The organism is Rhodobacter sp. NTK016B (genome assembly GCF_017303295.1).
GTDB lineage: Bacteria > Pseudomonadota > Alphaproteobacteria > Rhodobacterales > Rhodobacteraceae > Pararhodobacter.
The window spans coordinates 51,598-75,313 of the sequence record NZ_JAFKOK010000010.1 but is presented as its reverse complement, the minus strand read 5'-3'; the positions used below and the strand labels follow the sequence as shown (position 1 = coordinate 75,313).

Annotated in this window: 21 protein-coding genes; 13 read left to right on the top strand and 8 right to left on the bottom strand. The window is 66.2% G+C overall.

Going from position 1 to position 23,716, the window contains the following annotated elements:
- Nucleotides 1-34: 34 nt before the first annotated feature.
- The 4 genes from JI664_RS14110 to JI664_RS14095 all read left to right on the top strand — a co-directional run bounded on the left by JI664_RS14110 (nucleotide 35) and on the right by JI664_RS14095 (nucleotide 3,121).
- Nucleotides 35-205: a NepR family anti-sigma factor gene (locus JI664_RS14110; protein WP_207014399.1), complete on the top strand. Its 171-nt coding sequence runs from the start codon at nucleotides 35-37 to the stop codon at nucleotides 203-205.
- Nucleotides 180-770 carry an RNA polymerase sigma factor gene (locus tag JI664_RS14105; RefSeq protein ID WP_286174101.1) on the top strand — a complete coding sequence of 197 codons (591 nt, stop codon included), beginning with the start codon at nucleotides 180-182 and terminating at the stop codon, nucleotides 768-770. The genes JI664_RS14110 and JI664_RS14105 overlap by 26 nt, the downstream gene beginning before the upstream one ends.
- An 8-nt stretch (nucleotides 771-778) precedes the next feature.
- Nucleotides 779-2,515 carry a sensor histidine kinase gene (locus JI664_RS14100; protein ID WP_207014398.1) on the top strand — a complete coding sequence of 579 codons (1,737 nt, stop codon included), beginning with the start codon at nucleotides 779-781 and terminating at the stop codon, nucleotides 2,513-2,515.
- Between the two features lie 90 nt (nucleotides 2,516-2,605).
- Complete coding sequence (locus tag JI664_RS14095) at nucleotides 2,606-3,121, top strand: GNAT family N-acetyltransferase (RefSeq protein WP_207014397.1); 516 nt, start codon at nucleotides 2,606-2,608, stop codon at nucleotides 3,119-3,121.
- 25 nt (nucleotides 3,122-3,146) lie between these two features.
- On the opposite strand, the gene JI664_RS14090 is transcribed toward JI664_RS14095, so the two are convergent.
- The 3 genes from JI664_RS14090 to JI664_RS14080 form a co-directional block, all read right to left on the bottom strand.
- Nucleotides 3,147-4,196, bottom strand: coding sequence for an AI-2E family transporter (locus tag JI664_RS14090; protein WP_207014396.1), 1,050 nt, complete (start codon nucleotides 4,194-4,196; stop codon nucleotides 3,147-3,149).
- Between the two features lie 163 nt (nucleotides 4,197-4,359).
- Nucleotides 4,360-5,019, bottom strand: coding sequence for a PRC-barrel domain-containing protein (locus tag JI664_RS14085; protein ID WP_207014395.1), 660 nt, complete (start codon nucleotides 5,017-5,019; stop codon nucleotides 4,360-4,362).
- A gap of 230 nt (nucleotides 5,020-5,249) precedes the next feature.
- Complete coding sequence (locus tag JI664_RS14080; RefSeq protein ID WP_207014394.1) at nucleotides 5,250-5,903, bottom strand: DUF1236 domain-containing protein; 654 nt, start codon at nucleotides 5,901-5,903, stop codon at nucleotides 5,250-5,252.
- Nucleotides 5,904-6,147: 244 nt separating this feature from the next.
- Between JI664_RS14080 and JI664_RS14075 the strand changes: the two genes are divergently transcribed.
- From JI664_RS14075 to glmM, 5 genes are all read left to right on the top strand, one after another.
- On the top strand, nucleotides 6,148-8,715 hold the full coding sequence (locus JI664_RS14075; protein WP_207014393.1) for a putative PEP-binding protein: 2,568 nt from the start codon (nucleotides 6,148-6,150) through the stop codon (nucleotides 8,713-8,715).
- A 340-nt stretch (nucleotides 8,716-9,055) separates the two neighbouring features.
- A complete protein-coding gene (locus tag JI664_RS14070) occupies nucleotides 9,056-9,703 on the top strand; it encodes a cell wall hydrolase (RefSeq protein WP_286174100.1) in 648 nt (215 codons plus the stop codon).
- A gap of 183 nt (nucleotides 9,704-9,886) precedes the next feature.
- The gene (locus tag JI664_RS14065; protein ID WP_207014391.1) at nucleotides 9,887-10,795 is read left to right on the top strand and encodes a dihydroneopterin aldolase; all 909 of its coding nucleotides are present in this window, start codon (nucleotides 9,887-9,889) and stop codon (nucleotides 10,793-10,795) included.
- A 257-nt stretch (nucleotides 10,796-11,052) separates the two neighbouring features.
- A complete protein-coding gene (gene folP, locus JI664_RS14060; RefSeq protein WP_207014390.1) occupies nucleotides 11,053-12,024 on the top strand; it encodes a dihydropteroate synthase in 972 nt (323 codons plus the stop codon).
- Nucleotides 12,021-13,364 (top strand): phosphoglucosamine mutase, encoded by a 1,344-nt coding sequence (gene glmM / locus JI664_RS14055; protein WP_207014389.1) that lies wholly within the window; start codon nucleotides 12,021-12,023, stop codon nucleotides 13,362-13,364. Before folP ends, glmM begins: the two co-directional genes overlap by 4 nt.
- Here the strand turns inward: glmM and JI664_RS14050 are convergent.
- The 3 genes from JI664_RS14050 to JI664_RS14040 are packed head-to-tail and all read right to left on the bottom strand — an operon-like array spanning nucleotide 13,361 to nucleotide 15,427.
- Nucleotides 13,361-14,164 carry a metal ABC transporter permease gene (locus JI664_RS14050; protein WP_207014537.1) on the bottom strand — a complete coding sequence of 268 codons (804 nt, stop codon included), beginning with the start codon at nucleotides 14,162-14,164 and terminating at the stop codon, nucleotides 13,361-13,363. The genes glmM and JI664_RS14050 overlap by 4 nt on opposite strands.
- Nucleotides 14,157-14,918: a metal ABC transporter ATP-binding protein gene (locus JI664_RS14045; protein ID WP_207014388.1), complete on the bottom strand. Its 762-nt coding sequence runs from the start codon at nucleotides 14,916-14,918 to the stop codon at nucleotides 14,157-14,159. Before JI664_RS14045 ends, JI664_RS14050 begins: the two co-directional genes overlap by 8 nt.
- Nucleotides 14,915-15,427: a Fur family transcriptional regulator gene (locus JI664_RS14040; RefSeq protein WP_207014387.1), complete on the bottom strand. Its 513-nt coding sequence runs from the start codon at nucleotides 15,425-15,427 to the stop codon at nucleotides 14,915-14,917. The genes JI664_RS14045 and JI664_RS14040 overlap by 4 nt, the downstream gene beginning before the upstream one ends.
- An 80-nt stretch (nucleotides 15,428-15,507) precedes the next feature.
- Between JI664_RS14040 and JI664_RS14035 the strand changes: the two genes are divergently transcribed.
- Both JI664_RS14035 and JI664_RS14030 read left to right on the top strand, forming a co-directional pair.
- Entirely contained in the window at nucleotides 15,508-16,518 is a 1,011-nt protein-coding gene (locus JI664_RS14035) for a zinc ABC transporter substrate-binding protein (RefSeq protein WP_349768730.1), read from the top strand.
- A 108-nt stretch (nucleotides 16,519-16,626) separates the two neighbouring features.
- Nucleotides 16,627-17,292 (top strand): SOS response-associated peptidase, encoded by a 666-nt coding sequence (locus tag JI664_RS14030; protein WP_207014386.1) that lies wholly within the window; start codon nucleotides 16,627-16,629, stop codon nucleotides 17,290-17,292.
- Nucleotides 17,293-17,497: 205 nt separating this feature from the next.
- Here the strand turns inward: JI664_RS14030 and gltA are convergent, their stop codons facing one another.
- Together gltA and gltX are read right to left on the bottom strand one after the other, a co-directional pair.
- A complete protein-coding gene (gene gltA / locus JI664_RS14025) occupies nucleotides 17,498-18,793 on the bottom strand; it encodes a citrate synthase (RefSeq protein ID WP_207014385.1) in 1,296 nt (431 codons plus the stop codon).
- Between the two features lie 58 nt (nucleotides 18,794-18,851).
- Nucleotides 18,852-20,273 carry a glutamate--tRNA ligase gene (gene gltX, locus JI664_RS14020; RefSeq protein ID WP_207014384.1) on the bottom strand — a complete coding sequence of 474 codons (1,422 nt, stop codon included), beginning with the start codon at nucleotides 20,271-20,273 and terminating at the stop codon, nucleotides 18,852-18,854.
- A 75-nt stretch (nucleotides 20,274-20,348) separates the two neighbouring features.
- On the opposite strand from gltX, the gene JI664_RS14015 reads away from it, so the two are divergent.
- A complete protein-coding gene (locus JI664_RS14015; protein WP_349768729.1) occupies nucleotides 20,349-22,478 on the top strand; it encodes a ComEC/Rec2 family competence protein in 2,130 nt (709 codons plus the stop codon).
- Between the two features lie 125 nt (nucleotides 22,479-22,603).
- Nucleotides 22,604-23,716, top strand: coding sequence for a Hint domain-containing protein (locus JI664_RS14010; RefSeq protein ID WP_207014383.1), 1,113 nt, complete (start codon nucleotides 22,604-22,606; stop codon nucleotides 23,714-23,716).

Here is a 23,716-nt window from a genome sequence, read left to right as displayed (position 1 = left end):
TTGTCAGGTGGAAGGCAGCTTGCCGAAGGACGCCATGCAGAACGAGAACCACAATAATGCGCTGGAAGACCAGATAGCAGAGAACCTTCGTCGTGCGTTCAGCGAACGCGCGGAAGAAAAGGTTCCCGATCGTTTTCTGGATCTGCTTCAGCAACTCCGCGAGCAGGATTCACCCCTGAATGACCGGCCTTCTCATGACAGCTGAGAAACCGGTCGTGGACCCGCGCGACGAAATTGTCACCCATCTGGGGCCGATGCGGGCCTTTGCGCTGTCCCTGACGCGCAACGGTGCCGAAGCCGACGATCTGGTGCAGGAATCGCTGGTGAAGGCGTGGAAGAATATCGAAAGTTTCCAGGTCGGCACCAACATGCAGGCATGGCTGTTTACCATCCTGCGCAACACCTTCTACTCGCTCAGGCGCAAGCGCTCGCGCGAAGTGGCCGATCCCGATGGCATCGCCGCCGGGCAATTGTCGGTCAAGCCGGCCCATGACGGTCGGCTGCAATTGTCGGAGTTTCTCGAAGTGTTCGCCCAGCTGCCGGTCGAACAGCGCGAGGCGCTGGCGCTGGTGGGGGCCTCGGGGTTCTCCTACGAGGAAGCGGCATCCATGTGCGGTGTCGCCGTGGGTACGATCAAGAGCCGCGCCAATCGGGGCCGTGCGCGCTTGGTTGAAATGCTGCACGCCGGTGAAGACGGATACGGGGACATGACGGATCGCGTCACCTCGGCCATCGTGAATGCCGGCGCCCAAGGACGACTGACCGCGTGAGCACCAGAATGACGTGGCCATTCCGGGGGTTGGCCACGAGAATCGCAGGAACGCTTGCAATCGCGCTGATGCCCATCGGCGCGATTGCCGTCTATCAGGCCGTGCAGATTGCGGCCGAAGAGCAGAGCCGCATGGAAGTGGCGCTGCTGACCGCGACGGCCGAGGCCGCAGCGGGCGAAGCTCTTGCGATTTCTTCGGCGACGGGGGCGGTTGCAACATTGGCGGCCATGGTGGCGGCCAATGCGGGGGCGAGCGATGGCTGCTCGACCATGTTCCGCAACGTTGTCCGCGACACGCCGCAATTCTCGTTTGCCGGCTACATCGCCGCCGACGGCACGCTGGAATGCGGCTCGGCCGATGTCGGGCGCGATATGTCCGACGGCGTGATGTTCCCCCGGATGGATGCCGCGCGCGAGCCGATGGTGATCGCCAGCGGCTTCGGCACGATCAGCGGCACGTCGGTCATCGTTTCCGCCGCGCCGGTCTTCGACGATCGCGAATATATCGGCTTCGTCGCCGTGTCGGTTCCGCATTCGCGCATCTTCGGGATTCCCGGCAGCGCCGGGCTGAACCAGACCACCAATATCATCACCTTCAACGCCAATGGCGATCTGCTGTCTTCGGACCGTGACCTCGGCGATGCCGAGACCACGCTTCCGGTCGGACGACCGCTCTCGTCGTTGGTCACCAACCGGCAATTTGCCTTCACCGGCATGTCGGCGAATGGCGAGCAGCGGATCTTCGCGGTGGTGCCGATCATTCCGGGCGTCGTGCACGCGCTGGGAAGCTGGCCGCGCGAAACGCTAGGCTGGATGCGGCTGTCGCCCGTGCTGTTCCCGGTGCTGATGCTGCTCACCGGGCTGATCGTGGCCTTTGGCGCCGTCAACGCGCTGGTGATCCGCTATATCCGCAAGCTCAAGGACAATCTGGGCGAATTCTCGCGCTCGCGGCGCATCCTGCCGCTGTCGACCAGCCGGACGACCTTGCCGCAGGAACTGGTCGAGATCGACGAGACCTGGAGCGATCTTGCCAACCATCTGGTGCGCGACGAGGCCGAGCTTGAGAATATGGTGCATGAAAAGAGCGTGCTGCTCAAAGAGGTGCATCACCGAGTCAAGAACAACCTGCAGCTCATCGCGTCGATCGTGAACCTCAAGATCCGCCGGGCGACCTCGCCCGAGGCGCGGCGGTCGCTCAAGGAAGTGCAGATGCGGGTGATGTCCATCGCCGCCGTGCATCGGGCGCTGTATTCCGAACCGTCGAGCGGGCAAGTGCGCGCGGATGATCTGTTGACCACGGTGGTCAATTCCACCATCGCCGCAGGCGTCACCGATGAGCGCACGGTCACCATCGAGCAGGATTACGCGCCGATCCTTCTGTATCCCGATCAGGCGGTGCCATTATTGCTGATGGCGACCGAGGCGGTCACGAACGCACTGAAATATATGGGGCGGCTTGAGAATGGCGAGGCGTTCTTGCGGATCTCGCTGGAAGCCACGACCGAGACCGAGGCGACGCTGCGCGTGGTCAATACATGCGGCACGCCCTTCGTGCCGCATGAAACGGTGGTCGGCTCGGGGCTGGGGCGCTCGTTGATCGCGGGCTTCGCCACGCAGGTGGGCGGCGTCGTGACCACGGATATCACCGAGGAATATTACGACTTCAGGCTGGTCTTCGAAGGGTCGGTCTTCGATCCGGACCCGGCCGATCACAACGTGCCGGAGCTCGACGAAGACGAGGACTGAGCCTCGTTGGGGCGGGAAGCGGTGAAAGCTGCTCCGCCGGCCCACAGGCTGTGCTAGGCTGGGCGCCGCTTGTCATCGTATCGGGGCGCCATGCCGTTCACCGCATTCTCGACAGATCGCTTTCTTGTTCAGCCCTGGGGCCCGCTCTTGCGGGACGCCGACACGCGCCAGTTCATTGAGCACGCGCTGCACGAGATCCTGACGCCCGCCGTCACCGCGCATCTGCCCGGAGCCTTGCATCTGGGGCAGGGCGCGCGCGCGGCCTCGGAATGGATCGACGCACGGGACGCCGAGAGCGACGTGCTGACGATCACTGCAAAGGAGGACGGGCGGCTGATCGGCTTGGTGATCCTTGCGCCCGACCCCACAGAAGCAGCCCTGCATGTGGGCTATCTGTTCGCCGAACGCGTCTGGGGGCAGGGCGCGGCGTCGGAGGTTCTGACGGGGTTGGTCGCGTCGCTGCGCAACGCGGGACCGGTCCGGCTGGTCGGCGGTGTGGATCGGGACAATCCCGCCTCGGCTCGCGTGCTGGAAAAGGCGGGCTTTGCCCTCGACCCCGCTTTGTCGACACCGTATTCGGCGCTCTACGGTCTCGACATCGCGTGACGTCGCACAGCAGGCGGAACGCGGGTCACTCGTCCCGCGTGGTATCGGACAGGATCAGCTCCTGCCCCTGCTTGTAGATCGAGCTGTCTTTCCACAGTGACTGGAACCACAGCACCAGCGGGATCGCCACGATGCCGCCGATCGGCCCCCAGAGCCACAGCCAGACGGTCAGCGACAGGAAGACCAAGAGCGGGTCAAGCCGCATCCGCTGACCGATCAGCATCGGCGTGACGAATTGCGCTTCCATCAGGTTGATCGACAAGTAGATGATCGGCACGCCAACCACGGCCAGCCCGTCGAAGGCCACCGTCCCCGCAAGCAGCAGCATCGCCGCCGTCACCGCCGGGCCCAGATAGATGACGAAATTCGCCAAGGCCGCGACAAGCCCCCAGACCGGCGCGCCGGGCAGGCCATAGGCGGTCAGCGCAAGCCCCACGGCAATGCCGAGGCCCGCATTGATGACCGAGACGATGGCGAAATAGCTGGCGACGCGTTCCTCGGCCAGACGGAAGGTCGAGGGGCGGAAGCCGATGAACTTGGCCCAGTCATAGGCGCGTTCCTTGCCGTAGAGGAAAAAGAACAGCCCGCCGAGGAAGATCAGGAACTGCGCGCCCAGCTGCGGTGCAAGCCAGGCCGCATCGGCAAGGGTGGGCAGGGAATCGCCATTGCCTTCGCCTCCGCCTCCCGCAGCGCCCGAGCCTGCGGGGGTAATTGCCTCCATCACCTCACGCTGCATGTCGAACACGCCGCTGAGCTTGTAGCGCAGATCCAGCGCGGCCGAGCGCAATTCGGTAACCACGCCGGGCCACGAGATGATCACCTCGTTCACCCAGGGACGCAGCAGCAGCGCGATGCCCACAAGGGTCAGCATGGTCGCCATAAGGGTGATGGTACTGGCAAGCGCCACGGGCACGCCGATCCGAAGCAGACGGTTCTGGATCGGGGTGAGAACCAGCGCGATGACAAAGGCAAGGATAAGCGGCGCCATCACCGCCTCGGCGTATTTCAGCGCGGCAAGGCCGGCAAGGGTGGCCAAAAGCGTCTCGGGCCAGCGTTGGCGGATGAATTGGGTCATGGGCTCTCCTGCATGGATGGCTTGCCGGGGCAGCGCTTCGACATGCAGGACGACCGGGATTCTAATGGGCGGATAGCCCCTGAATTCGGCGCGTCATGGTCGACGCGAATCGGTACGCGAAACGCGGGGCCGAAGCCCCGCGTTCCAGAATACCATGGTCGATTTACATTTCGACTTCGGGCATCGCTTCCAGTTCTTCCATCGAATGGTCGACGATCACGTGGTCGATGTCACCATCGGCGTCAACCGACACCTGCAGCGATTCCGAACCCAGAGCCACCGGCTTTTCGCCAATGCCCAGGAAGCCACCCACGTCGATCACGAAGCGCTCTTCGCCACCTTCGGCGTCGGCCGGGATCACGGCGCTGATTTCGCCGACCCATTCGTCGTTGGTGTCATAGGCACGCGTACCGACCAGCTCTTCGCTGCTGGTAAGGGTCGCGATGTCGACGATCGAATTACCGTTCTCGACAGCCATGTCGCTGTCGGTGACCATCTCGGTTTCCGAGTCGCCCATCGGCAGCAGCGGCTCGTCGGCGGCAACCGCGTCGTCTTCGGCCTCACCCATGGTGGTGCCCATCGTCGCGTCTGCATCGGCGCTGGTGGCCATGTCCGAATGGTCGTCGGTCATCGCGTCGGTGGTCGCATCGGCCGACTGATCCATCGTGGCGCAGTTTTCGCCTTCGCACAGTTCAGCGTTGGCATTCGCGTCGGCAGAGGTCATCGGATCGGTCGTGGCGTCCATGGTCTGCGCGTAAACGGCAGTCGAGCCGGCGGTCATGCCGAGGATCAGGGCGAACGGCAGAATCTTGTTCGGTTTCATGTCTTCTCTCCAGTCGTTGTGACGCGCGTTTGCGTCTCTGGTAATACAACGTACGGGCGTGAGATCGGTTCCGAAGAGAGTCAGATTTCTTTTTCGTTCTGCCTATTTTTTAAAAACAAATACAGATAGTTGAATGAGATATTGGCAAAAGAAAAGGCGCAACCCAAGATTGAATGGGTTGCGCCCTGATGGCAGCGGGTAACCCCCGCTGCCGGGAAGGGGTGGAAAGCTTAACGAACCACGTAGACGATGCGGCGGCTCTCGCGCTCGACGACGACGTCGTTGCCGTTCACGTTGAGATACGCGATCTCGTCATCCTCGGGGACGTCATAAAGCGTCACTTCGCCCGGAACGGCGGCGCCGACCACCGGCTCACCCGTCAGATAGATCGGCTCGACCGGGTTTTCCTGAATGTAGACGGTGGTTTCGTCGCTCACCGAGTTATGCGCGGCGATGCCGGTCATCATCGACCCGGCGACGGCGCCGACCGGACCGGCGATCAGTGCACCGGCGAGGGCGCCCATGCCGGCACCCAGAGCGGTCGCTTCATCTTGACTGTTGTCTTCGATGATGGTGATCTGCTGCGCCGAGACTTCCGACAGCGGCTTCATCTCGCCCGATTGATCGAAGGTCAGGTACGGCGCATAGGCCCAGCCTTCACCCGACGACGATGTCACCTGGCACCAGCTTTGCTCGGCGTTGCAACCGGCAACCTCGACGTCTTCCCCGGTCTGGATCAGGCCGTCGATCTGGTACTGCCCGCCGGGGCCCGAACGCAGGCTCAGGTCGGTGGCGGCGGTCGCCGTGACCGCGCTGGCGATGGTCGCGGACGAAGCAAGGGCAAGGGCCGAAACAGTCGCGAGCGTCAGGGTCTTGGTCATCATGGTCGTATCTCCATTTCCGTGGCGGCGCTGTGCCGCCGGTATGGCTGGAAAACCCGAAGACCGCCGCGAGGTTCCGAAAGATTTCTCCCCGGTGGCGGCTCCCCGCACAGGGCAGGCGAGAACCCGCCGGTCGCACCGGCCCTGCGGCCGCGGTGCCGTTCCGTCGCGGCAGCATCTGCGGGATTTCTGCGCTTGCACGGTTGGCGATTAAGCCTATCCTGCGCCGCGCAACGGAGATCGCGCCATGGCCACAAGATATCTCAACCTGCTCGATTACTCCGAGATTACCGGCTCGGCGCCGATCGCGCTGCGCAGCCATGGCTGGCGGGCCAAGTGCCTGCAAAGGCTGGTCCGGCTGGACTTGCCGGTGCCGCGCACCATCGCACTGTCGTTCAATGCCGTACGCGCCATTGCCGCCGGTCAGGTGCCCGATCTGGGCGGTCTGGTCGCGCGCTTCGAACCCGGTCAGCTGCTGTCGGTGCGTCCATCGGCGGAAAACCCCGATTGGGGCGGGCCGGGGGCGATCCTGAATATCGGCATGAATGACGAGCTGCACGCACGCATTTCGGAAAGCCATGGCGAGGATGTGGCGACCGCGCTCTATCTGGCTTTCGTGCAGAGCTATGCCCAGCATGTCGCGCGGCTCGACCCCGACATGTTCCCGGTGAGCGAACCCTGCCTGCCCGCGCTGCAGGCCGCGCTTTACGAGTATGAGAAGGAAATGGAAGAGCCGTTTCCCCAAGACCCCGGCAAACAACTGGCCGAGGTGCTGCGCTCGATGGCGCGCGCGTGGGAGGGGACCTCGGCGCGGCTGTTGCGGCAGGCCAAGGGCGCGCCGGGCGATGCCGGGCTGGGGCTGATCGTGCAGGCGATGGCGGGGGGCTTTGGCGCGCCGGAAAGCGGCGCGGGGGTCATCCAGTTCATCGACCCGGTGACGGGCGTGCCGCAGATCACCGGGCGCTATGCCGAACGCGGGCAGGACGGGGATGCGATCTCGAACAACCCGCAGGCCATGTACCTGACGCGCGATCCGCGCGGCCCCTCGCTGGAAGAACGTCACCCCAAGGCGTTTGCCGAGCTGGTGCGCCACGGCGGTATCTGCCGCGAGAAGCTTCGCGAAGAGATGCAGATCGAGTTCACCGTGGTTAACGAACACCTCACCGTTCTGGACGCGCTCAAGGTCCAGCGCGCCAGCCGCGCGGCGGTGCGGGTGGCAGTGTCGCTGGCCGAGGACGGCATCATTTCGCGCAAGGAAGCGCTGATGCGGGTCTCGCCCCGCGCGCTGTCCGAACTGTTGCACCGGCAGGTCGATCCGCGTGGTCCGCGCTCTGTCGTGGCACGCGGTATCGCGGCCAGCCCGGGGGCGGCGACGGGGCGGCTGGTCTTTACCTCGACTGCGGCGCAGGCAAGCGCCTCGCGCGGCGAGAAGTGCATTCTTGTCCGGCGCGAAACCTCGCCCGAGGATATTCGCGGCATGCATGCTGCAGCGGGCGTCCTGACCGAGCGCGGCGGCATGACCAGCCACGCGGCGGTGATAGGGCGCGGCCTTGGCGTGCCCTGTATCGTCGGTGCGACCGGGCTCAGGATCGACCAGAAGGCGCGGCAATTGCATACCGGGCGCGCGGTGCTGGACGAAGGCGACCTGATCACCATCGACGGCACGGTGGGCGAGGTGCTGCTGGGCGAGGCGAATTTCCTCGAACCGGCGACGGACCAATGGTTCAACACGCTGCTGGAATGGGCCGACGCGCTGCGCGACATCGATGTGCGGGCGAATGCCGACACGCCCGCCGATGCCCGGATCGCGCGTGACTTCAAGGCCAAGGGTATCGGCCTGTGCCGCACCGAGCATATGTTCTTCGAAGACGACCGCCTGACCGTCATGCGCGAAATGATCTTCGCGGACAGTTCGCAGGATCGGGCCGAAGCGCTGAGCCGGCTCTTGCCGATGCAGCGTTCGGATTTCATCGAGCTGTTCTCGATCATGCACGGGCTGCCGGTCTGTATCCGGCTTTTCGATCCGCCGCTGCACGAATTCCTGCCGCATACGCGCGAAGGGCTAAAACAGCTGGCCGACGCGTTGGATCGCCCGCTGAGCGAGGTCACGCGCCGGGCCGAGGATCTGGCCGAGTTCAACCCGATGCTGGGCCTGCGCGGTGTGCGGCTGGGCGTGACGGTGCCCGAGATCTACGAGATGCAGGCGCGCGCGATTTTCGAGGCGACGATCGAAACCGCGCGGCGCGGGGCGAAGGTCGTGCCCGAGATCATGATCCCGCTGGTCAGCGCCATGCGCGAGGTCGAGCTGGTCAAGGCCCGCATCGACGCGGTCGCCGCCGCCGTCCGGGTCGAGAAGGGCCAGCCCTTCGAGTACCGGCTGGGCGTGATGGTCGAAACCCCGCGTGCCGCGCTGCGCGCCGCCGAGATCGCCCAGCACGCGGATTTCATGTCTTTCGGCACCAACGACCTGACGCAGATGACCTATGGCCTGTCGCGTGACGATGCGGGGCGGTTCATGTCCTACTACGTGCAGGCGGGTGTCTTCCCCGAAGACCCGTTCCACGTGCTCGATACCGATGGGGTGGGCGAGCTCTTGCTGATCGCCGCCGAGCGCGGGCGCTCGACGCGCAAAGGTCTGACATTGTCGATCTGCGGCGAGCATGGCGGCAGCCCCGAATCGATAGCCTTCTGCCGCGAGGCGGGATTCGACTACGTCTCGTGTTCGCCCTTCCGGGTGCCGGTTGCGCGGCTCGCTGCAGCGCAACTGACGATCTCGGACGAGGATGGCGGGGAGAAAATGCCTGACCTTCGCTAAGCGAAGAATGTCAGTCATTTTATGGCGTTGATTTCGCGTCAAGAATCGTAAGCCGCATTGGTTCACTCCTATCGTCATCCGCATCTGCGTCCGGGCGATCCTGCGGCGCGGCATTCGCCTGCTGCGCGACAGCAAGGCGCGGCCGTGGAAAACCCTTGCGATTTGTGGACTTGCGACGCGTTTTGAGGTATCTCTCGGTCCGGGATGCCTTGTGGTCCAGGGGGGAACCGGGCCGGATCGCCATCCCGTAATTCGATAAGAGGCCGCTCTGTTGAGGCGGCACACCGGACGTCGCTGGCAAAGCCTTCGTGCTGCCTGTGGCTGACAGAGGATGGACGGTATGGGAACGGTGAGCAGGTTGGCGGCCCTTGGGCTGGCCTCGATACTGGCGCTTACTTCGCATCAGGCGGCGGCCGAATTGCCGCTCGAACAATCGCTGGCTCTGGCCTTCAGCGCCGAGCGCGAGGCGATGCGCGGGGTCTCGACCTCGTTGGTGACGCGGGCGACGACGCCGCTTGATGATCCGACCGCGATCATGCGCTACGATGCGTCCTATCTCATGACCATGCCACAATCGGCCGATACCGAAACCAGCTGTCTGGCCGAGGCGATCTATCACGAAGCGCGCGGCGAGGATGTCTACGGGCAATTCGCGGTGGCCGAGGTGATCCTGAACCGCGTCGATCTTCCCGCCTATCCCAACAGCGTCTGCGGCGTCGTGCATCAGAATGCCAGCCGCCTGAATGCCTGCCAGTTCTCGTATGCCTGCAACGGTCGCTCGCGCGCGATGACCGAGCCAAGCGCGCGGCGCATGGCCAATGCCATCGCGCAGGTGATGATGTCGGGTTCACCGCGCGAACTGACGGATGGCGCCACGCATTTCCACACCACCGGCGTGCGTCCGCGCTGGGCGTCGAGCTTTCACCGCACGGCGCAATACGGCTCGCACCTGTTTTACCGCGAACCGCTGCGGCTGACTTTCAACTGAGACCGGCTTTAATAGGGGCCTGTGCCGGGCGTCTTCCCGCTTTCGGGACGCTGTTGCGTCTATCGGAAACGCGCGGGGTCGCGCATGGGCGCCATGATGCCGGGTTCGGGCTGTGCATCCTCGCCGCGCCGGGGTAAGGCGGGGCAACGAACCCGTCCCAGCCGCTGACCGGAGGCTCTGAGCATGAGCACCGATATCCATCTTGCCTTCGCCCATCCCGAAGAGCGTGCCGAAGCCACCGCCTCGGTCGATCCGCGCGACCGGATCTCGTTGCGAGATTACGCCGTCGAGGCCGAGATCGGCGCTTTCCAGACCGAGCGCGGCCATACCCAGCGGCTGATGTTCAACGTCGTGGTCGAGGTGCGTCCGCAAACGGGGCCAATCGACGACGATGTCGACCGCATCATGTCCTATGACACGATTACCGAGGCGATCGCCGACGAATTGTCGGCGGGGCGGCTCAACCTGCTGGAAACCCTGTCTGAACATGTGGCCGAACGCATCCTCGCCCATCCCCGTGCGATGCGCGCCTTCGTGCGGGTCGAAAAGCTTGACCGCGGGCCCTTCAAGCTGGGCGTTGAGATCGTGCGCACCCGCGCTGCGGTGCCGGTGCAGAACCAGGCCGAGGATGCGGCTTTACATCCGGTCGTGGTCTATATGGATAACGCCGCCATCGCCGCGCAGGATTTCAGCGACCGTATCGACCGGCTGGCCGCGCGCGGCGCGCCGGTGGTGATCTGCGTGGGCCTGCCCGAGGCGCGTCCGCCGAGCGTCGGCATCACCGCCGTGCAGCGCCGCATCGATCTGCTGGCCATCGAGCAGAACGCCTGGGCGCTGGCCTCGCGCGATCAGCGGTGCCTGGTGGTCGAAAGCCGGACCGAGATCGACTGGGCGATCCGGCAGGGCAAGATCATCGTCTGGGCGCCGTCGAAACTGGTGCTCGACGCACCCGACGGCCCGATCGGGCACGCGGCGAACGGCCCCGCGCTGGCGCAATGGCTGGCCGAGACGCTGGCGGCCGAGGCGTTCCTTGTGCCCTGGGGCGTGTCCCTGCCGGCGGGCAGCCGGGTGCCGGTAGAAACCTTCCCCTGACGAAGCGCGGCCGAGGCGGCGGCGGCCCGGCTGGCGCCTCCGCTTGGCCGGGCCGCCGCGTGATGGCGCTGCGGTTGCGTGACAGCTGTTGCGCGGGTCGCCAGGGCGGCTTGAGTATTTCGGGCAGAATGAACGGGCGGGGGCGCATGATCGGATGATTGTCCGGATCGGCGGCAAACCGCGAAGGGGCTGTAACATTGCTGCGGGCTTTGCGGGCTTGCTTGCCAAGCGGGCCGCGATCTGATTCTCAGGATGCCATGACAGTCCCGTTCCATCCCGTCCCCCGTCTCGATCTTCCCCGTCCCGAGGGTGCCCTGCCGCTGGCGGGCAGTGCCCATGTCTGGTGGCAGGGCGATGCGCCCGATGCCGCTGGTCTGGCCAAGGCCAAACCCGTCTTGCCGGGCCTTCCTGCCGACCGCCCGCTGGTAATGGGCATCGTCAACGTCACGCCCGACAGTTTCAGCGATGGCGGCACGCTGGGCAGTGTTGCCGCGGCGGTCGAGAGGGCGCGGGCGCAGGTTACGGCGGGGGCGGATATCCTCGATATCGGGGGGGAGAGCACGCGGCCCGGCGCGGCTGAAGTGCCGGTGCTGGAAGAGATCGCGCGCACCGCGCCCGTGATCGCCGCGATCCGTGCCGCCGGGATTGATACGCCGATTTCTATCGATACACGCAAGGCAGGCGTGGCCTCGGCCGCGATCGAGGCCGGGGCGGATATCGTCAACGACGTCTCGGCGTTGACATGGGATGCGGATCTGGCACGGGTCACCGCCGAAGCGGGGGTGCCCATCTGCCTGATGCATGCCAAGGGCACGCCGCAGACCATGCAGGCCGATCCGCGCTATGACGATGTCCTGCGCGAGGTCTATGACTGGCTGGCGCGGCGCATGGATCACGCGGTCGCGCAAGGGATCGATCCGGCGCGGATCATCACCGATCCGGGCATCGGGTTCGGCAAGACGCTGACGCATAACCTGAGCCTGTTGCAGGGCCTGTCGCTGTTCCATTCGCTGGGCGCGCCGATCCTGCTGGGGGCATCGCGCAAGCGGTTCGTGGGCACAGTGTCGGGCGTCGACGAGGCCGGGGCGCGGATGCCCGGTTCGGTCGCCGTGGCGCTCTGGGCCGCCGGGCAGGGCGCGCAGATCATCCGCGTTCATGATGTGGCCGAAACGGTGCAGGCGCTGGCCTTGTGGCGCGCGCTGACAACACAGACAGGAGACGAGGCATGAGCCGCAAGTTCTTTGGCACCGACGGGGTGCGCGGGCAGGCCAACACGGCACCGATGACCGCCGAGATCGCGTTGAAGCTGGGCGCGGCGGCGGGGCGCTATTTCCGCCGCGACGGGGGCAATGTGCATCGGGTGGTGATCGGCAAGGACACGCGGCTGTCGTGCTACATGCTGGAGAACGCGCTGACCGCCGGGCTGACCTCGACGGGGATGAACGTGCTGTTGCTTGGGCCGGTGCCGACGCCTGCCGTGGGGTTCCTCACCCGCTCGATGCGGGCGGATCTGGGGATCATGATCTCGGCCAGCCACAACCCGGCCACGGATAACGGTATCAAGTTCTTCGGCCCCGACGGGTTCAAGCTGTCCGACGAGGCCGAGGCCGAGATTGAGGCGATCCTTGAAGGCACGATGGCGCTGGCGCCGCCTTTGGAGATCGGGCGCGCGAAGCGGATCGATGACGGGCTGGGGCGCTATGTCGAATACGCCAAGACCACGCTGCCGCGCGGCGCCAGTCTGCGCGGGCTGAAAGTGGTGATCGATTGCGCCCATGGTGCCGCCTATCGCGCTGCGCCCGAGGTATTGTGGGAACTGGGCGCCGATGTGATCCCGGTGGGTGTCAGCCCCGACGGGTTCAACATCAATGACGGCGTCGGCTCGACCCATCCCAAGATCGCCGCCGAGACGGTGGTGGCGCATGGGGCGGATCTGGGGATCTGTCTGGATGGCGATGCCGACCGGGTGCAGATCATCGACGAACACGGGCATGTGGCCGATGGCGATCAGATCATGGCGCTGATGGCGGCCCGCTGGGCGATGGAGGAGCGTCTGAACGACGGCACGCTGGTCGCGACGGTGATGTCCAATCTGGGGCTCGAGCGGTTCTTGCAGGGGCAGGGGCTGCGGCTGGAGCGCACGGCGGTGGGCGACCGGTATGTCGTCGAGCGGATGCGGGACCGGGGGCTGAACCTTGGCGGCGAGCAATCGGGCCATATCGTGATGACCGATTACGCGACGACCGGCGACGGGCTGATCGCGGGGCTGCAATTCCTGCTGGCGATGGTCGAGACCGGCCAGCCCGCAAGCACGCTGACCCGGCAATTCGAGCCGGTGCCGCAAAAGCTGCAGAACGTGCGCTATGCCGCCGGGCAGGCGCCGATGGAGGCGGGCAGCGTCAAGGACGCCATTCGCGCCGCCGAAACCCGGCTGAACGGGCAGGGGCGGCTGTTGATCCGCAAATCGGGCACCGAGCCGTTGGTGCGGGTGATGGCCGAATGCGAGGACCCCGCGCTTCTCGATGACATCGTCACGGGGCTGGTGGCCGAGATCGAGGCGGCGCTTTAACGCGCCCGCCGGTCTGACGAGAGGCCGCCGACGCTCAGGGCCGCGACAAAAAGCGTGGCCGCCGCCACCACGATCGACGGCCCCGCCGGCGTGTCCCAGGTAAGCGAGGCGCCCAGCCCCGCCACCACGGCCAGCGCGGCGACGATGACGGCGCCGATGGCCATCCGCTCGGGCGAGCGGGCGAAGACGCGGGCGGTGGCGGGCGGCACGACCAGCAGCGCGCCGATCAGAAGCGCGCCCACCACTTTCAGCGACACCGCTACGGCCAGCGCCAGCGCCAGCGTCAGGATCAGGCGCTCGCGCTCGGGCTTGATGTTCAGCGACAGGGCCAGATCCTCGCTGATCGTGGCGGTGAGCAGGGCTTCCCACCGCCAGGCCATCAGCGCCAGCACGCCCAGCGTGCCCGCCGCCATGCCCCACAGCTCGGACGGGCGCACGGTCAGGATGTCGCCGAACAGGAAGGCGGTCAGATCGACGCGCGTGCCGGTCAGGAAGGACGCGGCGACCAGCCCCAGCGCCAGCGCGGAATGCGCCAGCACGCCCAGCGTGGTGTCCATGGCCCAGCCGCGCCCGGACAGGACGCTCACGAACAGCGCCATGCCAAAGGCCGTGACCAGCGTGCCCACGAAGATCGACAGATCGAAGCCGAGCGCCAGCGCGACGCCCAGAATGGCCGCATGCGCGGTGGCGTCGCCGAAATAGGCCATGCGCCGCCAGACCACGAAACAGCCAAGCGGGGCTGCGGCCAGCGCGGCCATCAGCCCTGCCGCCAGCGCGCGCAGCAGGAAGGCGTCAATGATCATGGTCGCAGGTCTCGTGGTCGTGGGGGTGGTCGGGGTGATCGGCGCCGTGATCGTGGTGGTGCTGATAGAGCGCAAAGGCGCCCTGCGTGCCCAGCCCGAACAGCGCGCGGTATTCGGGTGCGTTCGACACGACCGAGGGCGTGCCCTCGCAGCAGACATGGCCGTTGAGGCAGACAACGCGGTCCGACGCGCTCATCACCACATGCAGGTCGTGACTGACACTGAGAACGGCGCAGCCCAGTTCTCGGCGGACCGTCTCGATCAGGCGGTAGAAGGCAGCGGTGCCGGGCTGATCGAGTCCCTGCGTGGGTTCGTCCAGCACCAGAAGCTGCGGATCGCCAGCCAGCGCGCGGGCCAGCATGACGCGCTGCATCTGGCCACCCGACAGCGTCGCCATCGCACGCGTCTCAAGCCCCGGTGCGCCGACGCGCGAGAGCAGATGCGCCACCGTGTCGGCATCAAGTCTGCGCGTTAGCCGCAGGAAGCGCTCGACCGAGAGCGGCAGATTGGCGTCGAGATGCAGTTTCTGCGGCACATAGCCCACGCGCAGTCCCGGCGCGCGCGTCACCTTGCCCTCGGCGGCCGGGACCATGCCCAGAAGCGCGCGCAAGAGCGTAGATTTGCCCGAGCCGTTGGGCCCGACGATGGTGACGATCTCGCCCGGGTTCAGGGTGAAATCGACATGTGTCAGCACCGGCGCGGCGGGGCCATAGGCGACGGAGAGGCCGTGCGCCTCGATCAGGGCATTCATTGGGCCGCCTCTGCACTGCAGGCGGTGCACAGGCCCACGGCCTCGATCGTCGCGCGCTCGATATGAAAGCCCAGGCCGGCGCCGCCCCGGTCGAGCGCCTCGCGCAACGGGTCGGCGGGGATCTCGGCCACCGTGTCACAGCCCCTGCAGATCAGGAAAGCCGCGTGGTGCGTCTCGCCGGGATGGTTGCAGGCGGTAAAGGCGTTAAGGCGCCGGATGCGGTGGGCGAGGCCGTTCTCGACAAGGAAATCCAGCGCGCGATAGGCGACCGGCGGCTGATGGCCGAACCCTTCGTCCGAAAGCCGTTGCAGCACGTCATAAGCCCCCATCGCGCCGTGCCGTTCCAGCAGGATTTCCAGCGTCCGGCGGCGTACCGGCGTCAGCCGCAGACCGCGCGCGCGCACCATTTCATCGGCGCGTTCAAGCGTGGCATCGACGCATTGGTGGTGATCATGCGGCTCAAAGGCAGCAGTCGGATCGGCTTGCGGCTCGGATTTCGGCTCGGGCATGGAGGAGGGGGCCTTGCACTGATATTTGTTATATTATAACAGGTAACAGTATAACATTCCTGACGACAGAGCCAAGACCCATGATGCGATCCCTTATTGCCCTTTCGCTGATCTCGACCCCGGCTTTCGCCGAGGTGCCGCGCGTGCTGGCCGATACCCCCGTCACCCAGTCGCTGGTGGCGCAGGTCATGGGCGAGTTGGGGCAGCCCGAGATGCTGCTCGACCGGGGCGGCGACCCCCATCACATGCAGTTCCGCCCGTCGCAGGCGCGCGCGCTGTCGGGCGCCGATCTGGTGGTCTGGATCGGTGGTGGCCTGACGCCGTGGCTGGACGAGCCGCTTGAGACGCTGGCCTCGGGCGCGGTGCTGACGCTGTCCGAGGTGGAGGGCCTGCATCTGCGGGAGTTCGGCGAGGACGCCGCGGATCACGACCACGATCACGACCATGAGCATGATCACGACGCGCATGATCATGATGATCATGATCATGATGAGCATGGGCATGAAGACCACGACCACGAAAGCCACGACCACGACGATCATGACCATGACGGGCATGACCACGTGCATTCGGGCCTCGATCCGCATCTGTGGCTCGATCCCGGTAACGCGGTGATCTGGCTCGAGACGATTGCCGAGACGCTGGGCGGGCTCGATCCCGAAAACGCTATGGTCTACGAGGCCAATGCACAGGCGGCGATCGACACGACGCTGTCGCTGCAGGCCGAACTGGCGCTGGAGCTTGCGCCGGCCTCGGGGCGGGGCCTTGTGATGTTCCACGATGCCTACGGCTATTTCGCCGAGACCTTCGATCTGAATATCGTTGCCACGATTACCGGCGGCGATGCGACCGCGCCGGGCGCGGCGCGCCTGTCGGCGCTCAGGGCCGAGCTGCAGGAAGAGGGCGTGGTCTGCCTGTTTCCCGAAGCCAATCACGCCGACGATTTCGCCCGCGTGGTGATCGAAGGGACCGAAATGCGGCTGGGGGCGCCGCTGGATCCGGCCGGTGTGACGCTGCAACCGGGGCCGATGCTGTATCGCGATTTGCTTCGCAACATGACACAGACTGTTGCAGATTGCGTGCAGGGTTAAACCCCGGGTTGTGCGTGCATTTTCGCGCGTTCGTTTGGCGGTTGTAGGCGCTCTCTTTAGCCCAAACGGGGGTTGACCTGATGGCGCTAGCAGTGTCCCTGTCGCACGATGTGCGGACGCTTTGCCATGACACTGCCCGATGACGCGATGACACAGCTGTTCGACGCGGTGCCGGCCAACGACCTGCCGCCGGTGCCGCGTTACAATATCTGTCCCACGCAACCGGTTTCGGTGGTTATCTCTGCCGAGGGCCACCGGCGCTACGGGCCGATGCGCTGGGGCTTCATCCCGCATTGGTACAAGACCCCTACCGACGGGCCGCTTCTGTTCAACGCGCGCTCGGAAACCATTGCCGAGAAAAGCGCGTTCCGTGAAGCCTCGCGCCGGCGGCGTTGCCTGATCCCGGCCTCGGGCTTTTTCGAATGGACGCGCGAGGGCGAGACGCGGTTGCCGTGGTACATCACCCGCGCCGACGCCGCGCCGATGGTCTTTGCCGGGATCTGGCAAAGCTGGGATGGGCCAGAAGGTGCCCGCGTGGCCAGTTGCGCTATCGTCACCACCGAAGCGCAGGGCCAGATGGCGACGCTGCACGAACGGGTGCCGGTGCTGCTGAAGCCCGAGGACTGGGCGTTGTGGCTGGGTGAGAAGGGCCATGGCGCGGCAAAGGCCATGGTGGCGCCTGAAGAGGGCGTGCTGGCCTTCCGGCGTGTCGGTATGGCGGTCAATTCCAACCGTGCCGACGGTCCCGAACTGATCGAACCGCTGGAAAGCTGAGCGGGGAGGGCGCGCGCGCGGCGCTCCCGCCCACCCACCCCGCTTGCGCGCGCGCCGCCCTGTCCCGCCGGCGGTCCGGGGCGGGCTGAGTCGCGTGAGTATTTTGGGCAGAATGAAAGCGAAGGGGCGGCGCGGACAGGGGCCGCGGAAACGGAAAACGCCGCCCCTCGGGGCGGCGTTTCGGTGTTCAGACAGCGAAGGGCGCTCAGCGGCCCTCGACCTCGACATAGTCGCGGCGGGGCGCGCCGGTGTAGAGCTGACGCGGGCGGCCGATCTTTTGCTCGGGATCGCCGATCATCTCTTTCCACTGGGCGATCCAGCCTACCGCGCGCGACAGCGCGAAGATCGGCGTGAACATCGAGGTCGGGAAGCCCATCGCCTCGAGGATGATGCCCGAATAGAAATCGACGTTCGGATAGAGCTTTTTCGAGACGAAATACTCGTCTTCCAGCGCGATCCGCTCGAGTTCCTTGGCGACGGCCAGCGTCTCGTTATCCTCGATGCCCAGAAGGCCCAGGACCTCGTCGGCGGATTCCTTCATCACCTTCGCGCGCGGGTCGAAGTTCTTGTAGACCCGGTGACCGAAGCCCATCAGGCGGAAGGGATCGTCCTTGTCTTTGGCGCGGGCGATGAATTCGGGGATCCGGTCGACGGTGCCGATTTCGCGCAGCATTTCCAGGCACGCCTGGTTCGCGCCGCCATGGGCGGGGCCCCAGAGGCAGGCGATGCCGGCGGCGACGCAGGCGAAGGGGTTGGCGCCCGACGAGCCCGCCAGACGCACGGTCGAGGTCGAGGCGTTCTGCTCGTGATCGGCATGCAGCATCATGATCCGGTCCATCGCCTTGGCAAGGATCGGGTCGACCACGTAATCCTCGGCGGGGACCGAGAAGCACATGTTCAGGAAGTTGCCAGCGTAATCGAGCGAGTTCTTCGGATACACGAAGGGCTGGCCGATCGAGTATTTGTAGGCCATGGCGGCGATCGTCGGGATCTTGGCGACCATGCGGATCGCCGCGACTTCGCGCTGCCACGGATCGGCGATATCGGTCGAATCGTGGTAGAAGGCCGACATCGCGCCGACCACGCCGACCATGGTCGCCATCGGATGCGCGTCACGGCGGAAGCCGCGGAAGAAGTTGTGCATCTGCTCGTGGACCATCGTGTGACGGGTCACGCGGGTCTCGAAATCGACCATCTGCTGGGCCGAGGGCAGCTCTCCGTACAGAAGCAGGTAGCAGACCTCGAGATGGTGCGACTTGTCAGCGAGTTGCTCGATCGGGTAACCACGATACAGCAATTCACCCTTGTCGCCGTCAATATAGGTGATGGTCGAGGAGCACGCCGCCGTCGAGGTGAAGCCCGGATCGTAGGTGAAGACATCGCCCTGCGCGTAGAGCTTGCGGATGTCCACGACGTCCGGTCCGACGGTCGGTGAATGCATCGGCAGATCGATCGACTTGTCGCCAAACGTGAGTTTCGCGCTTCCCTTGGTGTCGGCCATCGAGGTCCCCTTTTGTTATTGTCCGGTTGAGCCGGGCTGCCGATGGCAGCGCGGCGGCTTATTGCCCCTTTGCCGCATCCTGGATCCGTGCAAGGGATTCGTCTCGACCCAGCACCACCATCATGTCGAACACGCTTGGTGACACGGTCCGCCCGGCAAGAGCGGCGCGAAGCGGTTGCGCGATCTTGCCGAGTCCCAGGCCGTGTTGCGCCGCGAGTTCGGTTACAATGGCTTCGAGTCTCTCGCGTTCCCAGCTAGCATTTTGCAGATGCGGCGTCAATTCTTCCAGTATACTACGGGATACCGGATCGAGCGCCTTGGCCGATTTCTGATCCGGTTCGATCGGCCGTTCCGTCAGAACAAAGTGAGCGCGTTCAATGATTTGACCGAAGTTGCGCGCTTTGTCCTTGAGCTGCGACATCGAAGCCAGCACCAGCGGGCGTTGCCGCTGGGTCAGCGGTTCTGCCCCGGTTGCGGCCAGAAAGGCATCGAGTTCGTGCAGCACTGCGGCATCGTCCATCGCGGTGAAATGCTGCGCCGTCAGATGGTCGAGTTTTTTCAGGTCCAGCCGCGCCGGTGCCTTGCCGATCCCGCCCAGATCGAACCACTCGACCGCCTGAGCATCGGTGAAGAATTCGTCGTCGCCATGGCTCCAGCCCAGACGGGTCAGATAGTTGCGGATCGCGGCGGCGGGATAGCCCATCTTCTGGTAATCCTCGACCCCCAGCGCGCCGTGGCGTTTGGACAGCTTCTTGCCGTCCTCGCCATGGATCAGCGGGATATGCGCGAAGACCGGTACGTCCCAGCCCATCGCCTGATAGACCTGCATCTGTCGCGCCGCGTTATTCAGATGGTCATCCCCCCGGATCACATGCGTCACGCCCATGTCGTGGTCATCGACCACCACGGCGAGCATGTAAGTGGGCGTACCGTCGGAACGTAAACAAACCATGTCATCGAGCTGATCGTTGCGGAACACCACGCGGCCCTGCACGGCGTCCTCGATCACCGTCTCGCCCTCGCGCGGGGCTTTCAGTCGTACGACATAGGGCGCGTCGGGATGCGTTGCGGGATCGGCGTCGCGCCACGGCGACTGGAACAGGGTCGACCGGTTCTCGGCGCGCGCGGCCTCGCGAAAGGCTTCGATCTCGTCTTGCGTCGAGAAGCATTTGTAAGCGTGCCCGCGCGCCAGCATTTCCAGCGCGACCTCGGCATGGCGGGGGGCCTGCGCGTGTTGGCTGACCGCCTCGCCGTCCCAGTCGAGCCCCAGCCAAGTCAGACCCGACAGGATCGCAGCCGTAGCTTCGGGGGTCGAGCGGGCGCGGTCGGTATCCTCGATGCGCAGCAGGAACCGGCCTCCGCGCCCGCGCGCGTAGAGCCAGTTAAACAATGCGGTGCGCGCGCCGCCGATATGCAGAAAGCCGGTGGGCGAGGGGGCGAAACGGGTGACGATGGCAGAGCCTGTCGGGGGGGTAGTCATCAGGTGTTAACCTTTCGGAAACCACGAGGGATTTAAACTTGCCGAAGCTCTAGGCAATGACAGGGGCGAGAACAAGTGTCGAGCCATGCGGGTCTGGAGGACGAACTCGCGCCCTTGCCGCAGGGTCACAAGCCCGGCGCACCCTTGCAGCGCTGGGCTTTCTGGGCGGCGCTGAACGACGCGTTGCTCTCTGCGCGCGGGGCGCTTTTCCCCTTCGTGCCGGTTGCTCTGGGGCTGGGGATCGGGCTGTATTTCGCCGCGCCCTCCGAACCCGAGCCCGGTTTCCTGATCGCGCTGGCCGCGTTTTCGTTGGCCGGATTGGGCCTGGGCTGGCTGGCGCCGGGCGGTTTGCGGCCGCTGTGCTGGGCGCTCGCGCTGGTGGCGTTGGGCGGACTGGTGGCGGCCTTGCGCACGCAGGTGGTCGTCGCGCCGGTTCTGGGCTGGCCGCGCTATGGTCCGGTCGAGGGTCGGATCGTCGCGGTGGATCGGTCGGCCTCGGACGCGTTGCGGCTGACGTTGGACCGCGTTGTGCTGCCCGAGATGCCCCCCGACCGCGTGCCCGAGCGGGTGCGCGTGTCGATCCATGGCGAGCCGGATCTTGACCCTGTCGCGGGTACTGTCGTCGTGCTGACCGGGTTCCTTGCCCCGCCCGGCGGCCCGGTCGAGCCCGGTGGCTTCTCGTTTCGCAGGCTCGCTTGGTTCGATGGTCTGGGCGCGGTCGGCTATACCCGCAATCCGGTGCTGGCGGTCGAGGATCCGGGCCGCGCCCTGGCGCTGACCCGCCTGCGCTATCGGCTGGCGCAGGGCATCCGCGCTCGCCTGCCCGGAGAGGCGGGCGGTTTCGTCGCGGCGATCCTGACCGGGGACCGTTCGGGCGTGGGGCAGGACACGCTCGAGGATCTGCGCCGCTCGAACCTGTCGCATCTTCTGGCGATTTCCGGCCTCCATATGGGGTTGCTGACCGGCGTGGTCTTAGCCGCTTTGCGCGGCGGCATGGCGCTGATCCCGGTGCTGGCCCTGCGCTGGCCGATCCGCAAGCTGGCGGCCTTGGGCGCGCTGATGGCGGCGCTGGCTTATCTGGCTCTGTCGGGGGGCAATGTGGCCACCCAGCGCGCCTTTATCATGGCGGCGGTGATGCTGATCGCCGTGCTGGTCGAGCGGCGGGCGATCTCGATGCGCTCGGTCGCGGTGGCCGCCGTCATCGTGCTGATCTGGCGCCCCGAGGCGTTGTTGTCGGTCGGGTTCCACATGTCCTTTGCCGCCACCGTGGCGCTGGTCGCCGTGTTCCGCTGGCTGCGCGACCGGCGGCAGGGAGAGCCGCGCCCGCGCGCCCGGGGCTGGCGGCGCGTTCTTGTAGCGGTGTCGGGCGCGGCGCTGTGCTCGCTGGTCGCGGGCGTCGCAACCGCCCCCTATGCCGCTGCGCAGTTCCACCGCGTGGTCGATTATGGGCTGCTGGCCAATATCGTCAGCGTGCCGCTGATGGGGGCGTTGGTGATGCCGGCGGCGGTGCTGGCGGCGCTTTTATGGCCCGTCGGGCTGGAAGGGATCGCCCTGTGGCTGATGCAGCAGGGCACGCGCTGGATCCTGTTTGTGGCGGAAACGGTCGGCGGACGCGACGGGGCTGTCACCATGGTGCCCGCGCCGCCCCTGTGGGTGATCCCGGCGCTGACGCTGGGCGCGCTGTGGCTGATCCTGTGGCCGGGGCGGGCGCGTGTGGCGGGGGCTGTGGCGGTGCTGGGCGCGCTGGCTTTCTGGACCGCTTCGGACCGTCCGCCCCTGATGATCGAGGGCGGGGGCGCGCTGGTCGGTCTGATGACGCCCGATGGCCGCGCGCTGAGCCGGGCGCGCGGGGCGGGCTTTGTCGCGCGCAATTGGCTTGAGGCCGATGGTGACGCCGCATCACAAGAGGTGGGGGCGGCCAGGGCCGGAATGCAGCCGGTGCCGGGCGGCGTGCGGTTTTCCTTCGCGGGGCGTGAATGGGTGCATCTGACCGGGCGGCGGGGCATCGCGCATCTGGACGCGCATTGCCGTGACGGCGTTACTGTGGTCACCGATCAGCGGCTCGATGCCGCGCCAGCGGGCGGCTGCCGGGTGATCGACCGTCGGGCGCTGGGGCGAACGGGGGCGATGGCGCTTTGGCCCGACGGGCGCGTCGTCACTGCCGAGGCGCAGGCGGGGCAAAGACCGTGGAGTGCCGCACGCTGATGCAAGGTTGAGTCCCTCGTGCAACACTTGCCTGGGCAACCGTCCTTCTGTCCCCGGAAACGGTACGAAGAACTGGAAACGCTTTTCGTCGTTTGTTAGCGTTATGGAAACAAACAGGCAAAACAATGAGCAGTGTATCCGGCTTCAGCGGCGTTTACGCCGTTGAATGGGCGCAGACCGCGCCTGGCGAGGAATGGGGCTTGGCGCCCGACATGCTTGCGGTCGGCATGTCGTGGCGCTGGCGCGGCGATGCACAACGGCTGGATGCCGGGGTCGCCGCTTTGTGGCTCTCGAAGCCGCAGGACCGCGACAATCCCCGCAGCCGCGCCCGGCGCAGGCTGCGGCGCCTGACTCTGGCCGATCTTCCGCCGCGTGCCGATACCGGGCGCGGCGCGGGATCCGGGGCCGAGGACGCGCTGGATGCGGGCTTCGACCCCGACAGCGCGGGGGCTGCCGTCCCGGGTACGGCGCCCCCCGACGCGATGCTGCTGACCGATGGCGAACGGCTGTACCCCGCGCGGCTGGTCCGGGTCTGGGATCGGTCGCTGGTGGTCTTTCATCCGATGCTGCCGCCGCCCGAAACCACGCTGTGGATTGCGGCGCTGACGCTTGATGAGCGCGCCGCGCGCGGGCAGGGCGCCGGGCGCAGCGGCGTGATCTGTTTCCTGCCCGGCACCGCCATCGCCACGCCCGACGGCCCGCAGTCGGTCGAAACGCTGGAACCCGGGCAACGGGTTCTGACCCGCGATAACGGCGCGCAGCCGGTGATCTGGCGCGGCGAGACGCGGCTGTCGGGGGCGGAACTGTACCTGCATCCGCATCTGCGGCCCGTGCGCATCGCCTCGGGCGCGCTGCCGGGCGGGCGACCGGACGGCGATCTGCTGGTCTCGCCCGCGCATCGTTTGTTGCTGCGCGCGCCGGGCTGCCTGCAATCGGATGAAGTGCTGGTCGCGGCGGGCGATCTGGAAGACGGGCGCGGTATCCGGCGTGACTTTACCGCCAGCGCCGTGCGCTACGTCCACCTGATGCTCGAGCGGCACGAGATCCTGACGGCCAACGGCGTGGCCTGCGAAAGTTTCCATCCGGGCCTTGCCGATCCGCGCGTGCTCAACTGGCATGCGCGTTCGCTGGAACAGGCGGCGCCGGGGCTGTTGGACGATCTGGCGCGGTTCGGAGAGCCGGCGCGGCAATGCCTGAGCCGGGGCGAGGCCGGGATCCTGCGCGGCGAACTGGTATAG

What these genes read in the sequence shown, in the direction of transcription:
- JI664_RS14110 (WP_207014399.1), top strand. Translation starts at nt 35, where the DNA reads ATGCAGAACGAGAACCACAATAATGCGCTGGAAGACCAGATAGCAGAG.
- JI664_RS14105 (WP_286174101.1), top strand. Translation starts at nt 180, where the DNA reads ATGACCGGCCTTCTCATGACAGCTGAGAAACCGGTCGTGGACCCGCGC.
- JI664_RS14100 (WP_207014398.1), top strand. Translation starts at nt 779, where the DNA reads ATGACGTGGCCATTCCGGGGGTTGGCCACGAGAATCGCAGGAACGCTT.
- JI664_RS14095 (WP_207014397.1), top strand. Translation starts at nt 2,606, where the DNA reads ATGCCGTTCACCGCATTCTCGACAGATCGCTTTCTTGTTCAGCCCTGG.
- JI664_RS14090 (WP_207014396.1), bottom strand. Translation starts at nt 4,196, where the DNA reads ATGACCCAATTCATCCGCCAACGCTGGCCCGAGACGCTTTTGGCCACC.
- JI664_RS14085 (WP_207014395.1), bottom strand. Translation starts at nt 5,019, where the DNA reads ATGAAACCGAACAAGATTCTGCCGTTCGCCCTGATCCTCGGCATGACC.
- JI664_RS14080 (WP_207014394.1), bottom strand. Translation starts at nt 5,903, where the DNA reads ATGATGACCAAGACCCTGACGCTCGCGACTGTTTCGGCCCTTGCCCTT.
- JI664_RS14075 (WP_207014393.1), top strand. Translation starts at nt 6,148, where the DNA reads ATGGCCACAAGATATCTCAACCTGCTCGATTACTCCGAGATTACCGGC.
- JI664_RS14070 (WP_286174100.1), top strand. Translation starts at nt 9,056, where the DNA reads ATGGGAACGGTGAGCAGGTTGGCGGCCCTTGGGCTGGCCTCGATACTG.
- JI664_RS14065 (WP_207014391.1), top strand. Translation starts at nt 9,887, where the DNA reads ATGAGCACCGATATCCATCTTGCCTTCGCCCATCCCGAAGAGCGTGCC.
- folP (WP_207014390.1), top strand. Translation starts at nt 11,053, where the DNA reads ATGACAGTCCCGTTCCATCCCGTCCCCCGTCTCGATCTTCCCCGTCCC.
- glmM (WP_207014389.1), top strand. Translation starts at nt 12,021, where the DNA reads ATGAGCCGCAAGTTCTTTGGCACCGACGGGGTGCGCGGGCAGGCCAAC.
- JI664_RS14045 (WP_207014388.1), bottom strand. Translation starts at nt 14,918, where the DNA reads ATGAATGCCCTGATCGAGGCGCACGGCCTCTCCGTCGCCTATGGCCCC.
- JI664_RS14040 (WP_207014387.1), bottom strand. Translation starts at nt 15,427, where the DNA reads ATGCCCGAGCCGAAATCCGAGCCGCAAGCCGATCCGACTGCTGCCTTT.
- JI664_RS14035 (WP_349768730.1), top strand. Translation starts at nt 15,508, where the DNA reads ATGATGCGATCCCTTATTGCCCTTTCGCTGATCTCGACCCCGGCTTTC.
- JI664_RS14030 (WP_207014386.1), top strand. Translation starts at nt 16,627, where the DNA reads ATGTGCGGACGCTTTGCCATGACACTGCCCGATGACGCGATGACACAG.
- gltA (WP_207014385.1), bottom strand. Translation starts at nt 18,793, where the DNA reads ATGGCCGACACCAAGGGAAGCGCGAAACTCACGTTTGGCGACAAGTCG.
- gltX (WP_207014384.1), bottom strand. Translation starts at nt 20,273, where the DNA reads ATGACTACCCCCCCGACAGGCTCTGCCATCGTCACCCGTTTCGCCCCC.
- JI664_RS14010 (WP_207014383.1), top strand. Translation starts at nt 22,604, where the DNA reads ATGAGCAGTGTATCCGGCTTCAGCGGCGTTTACGCCGTTGAATGGGCG.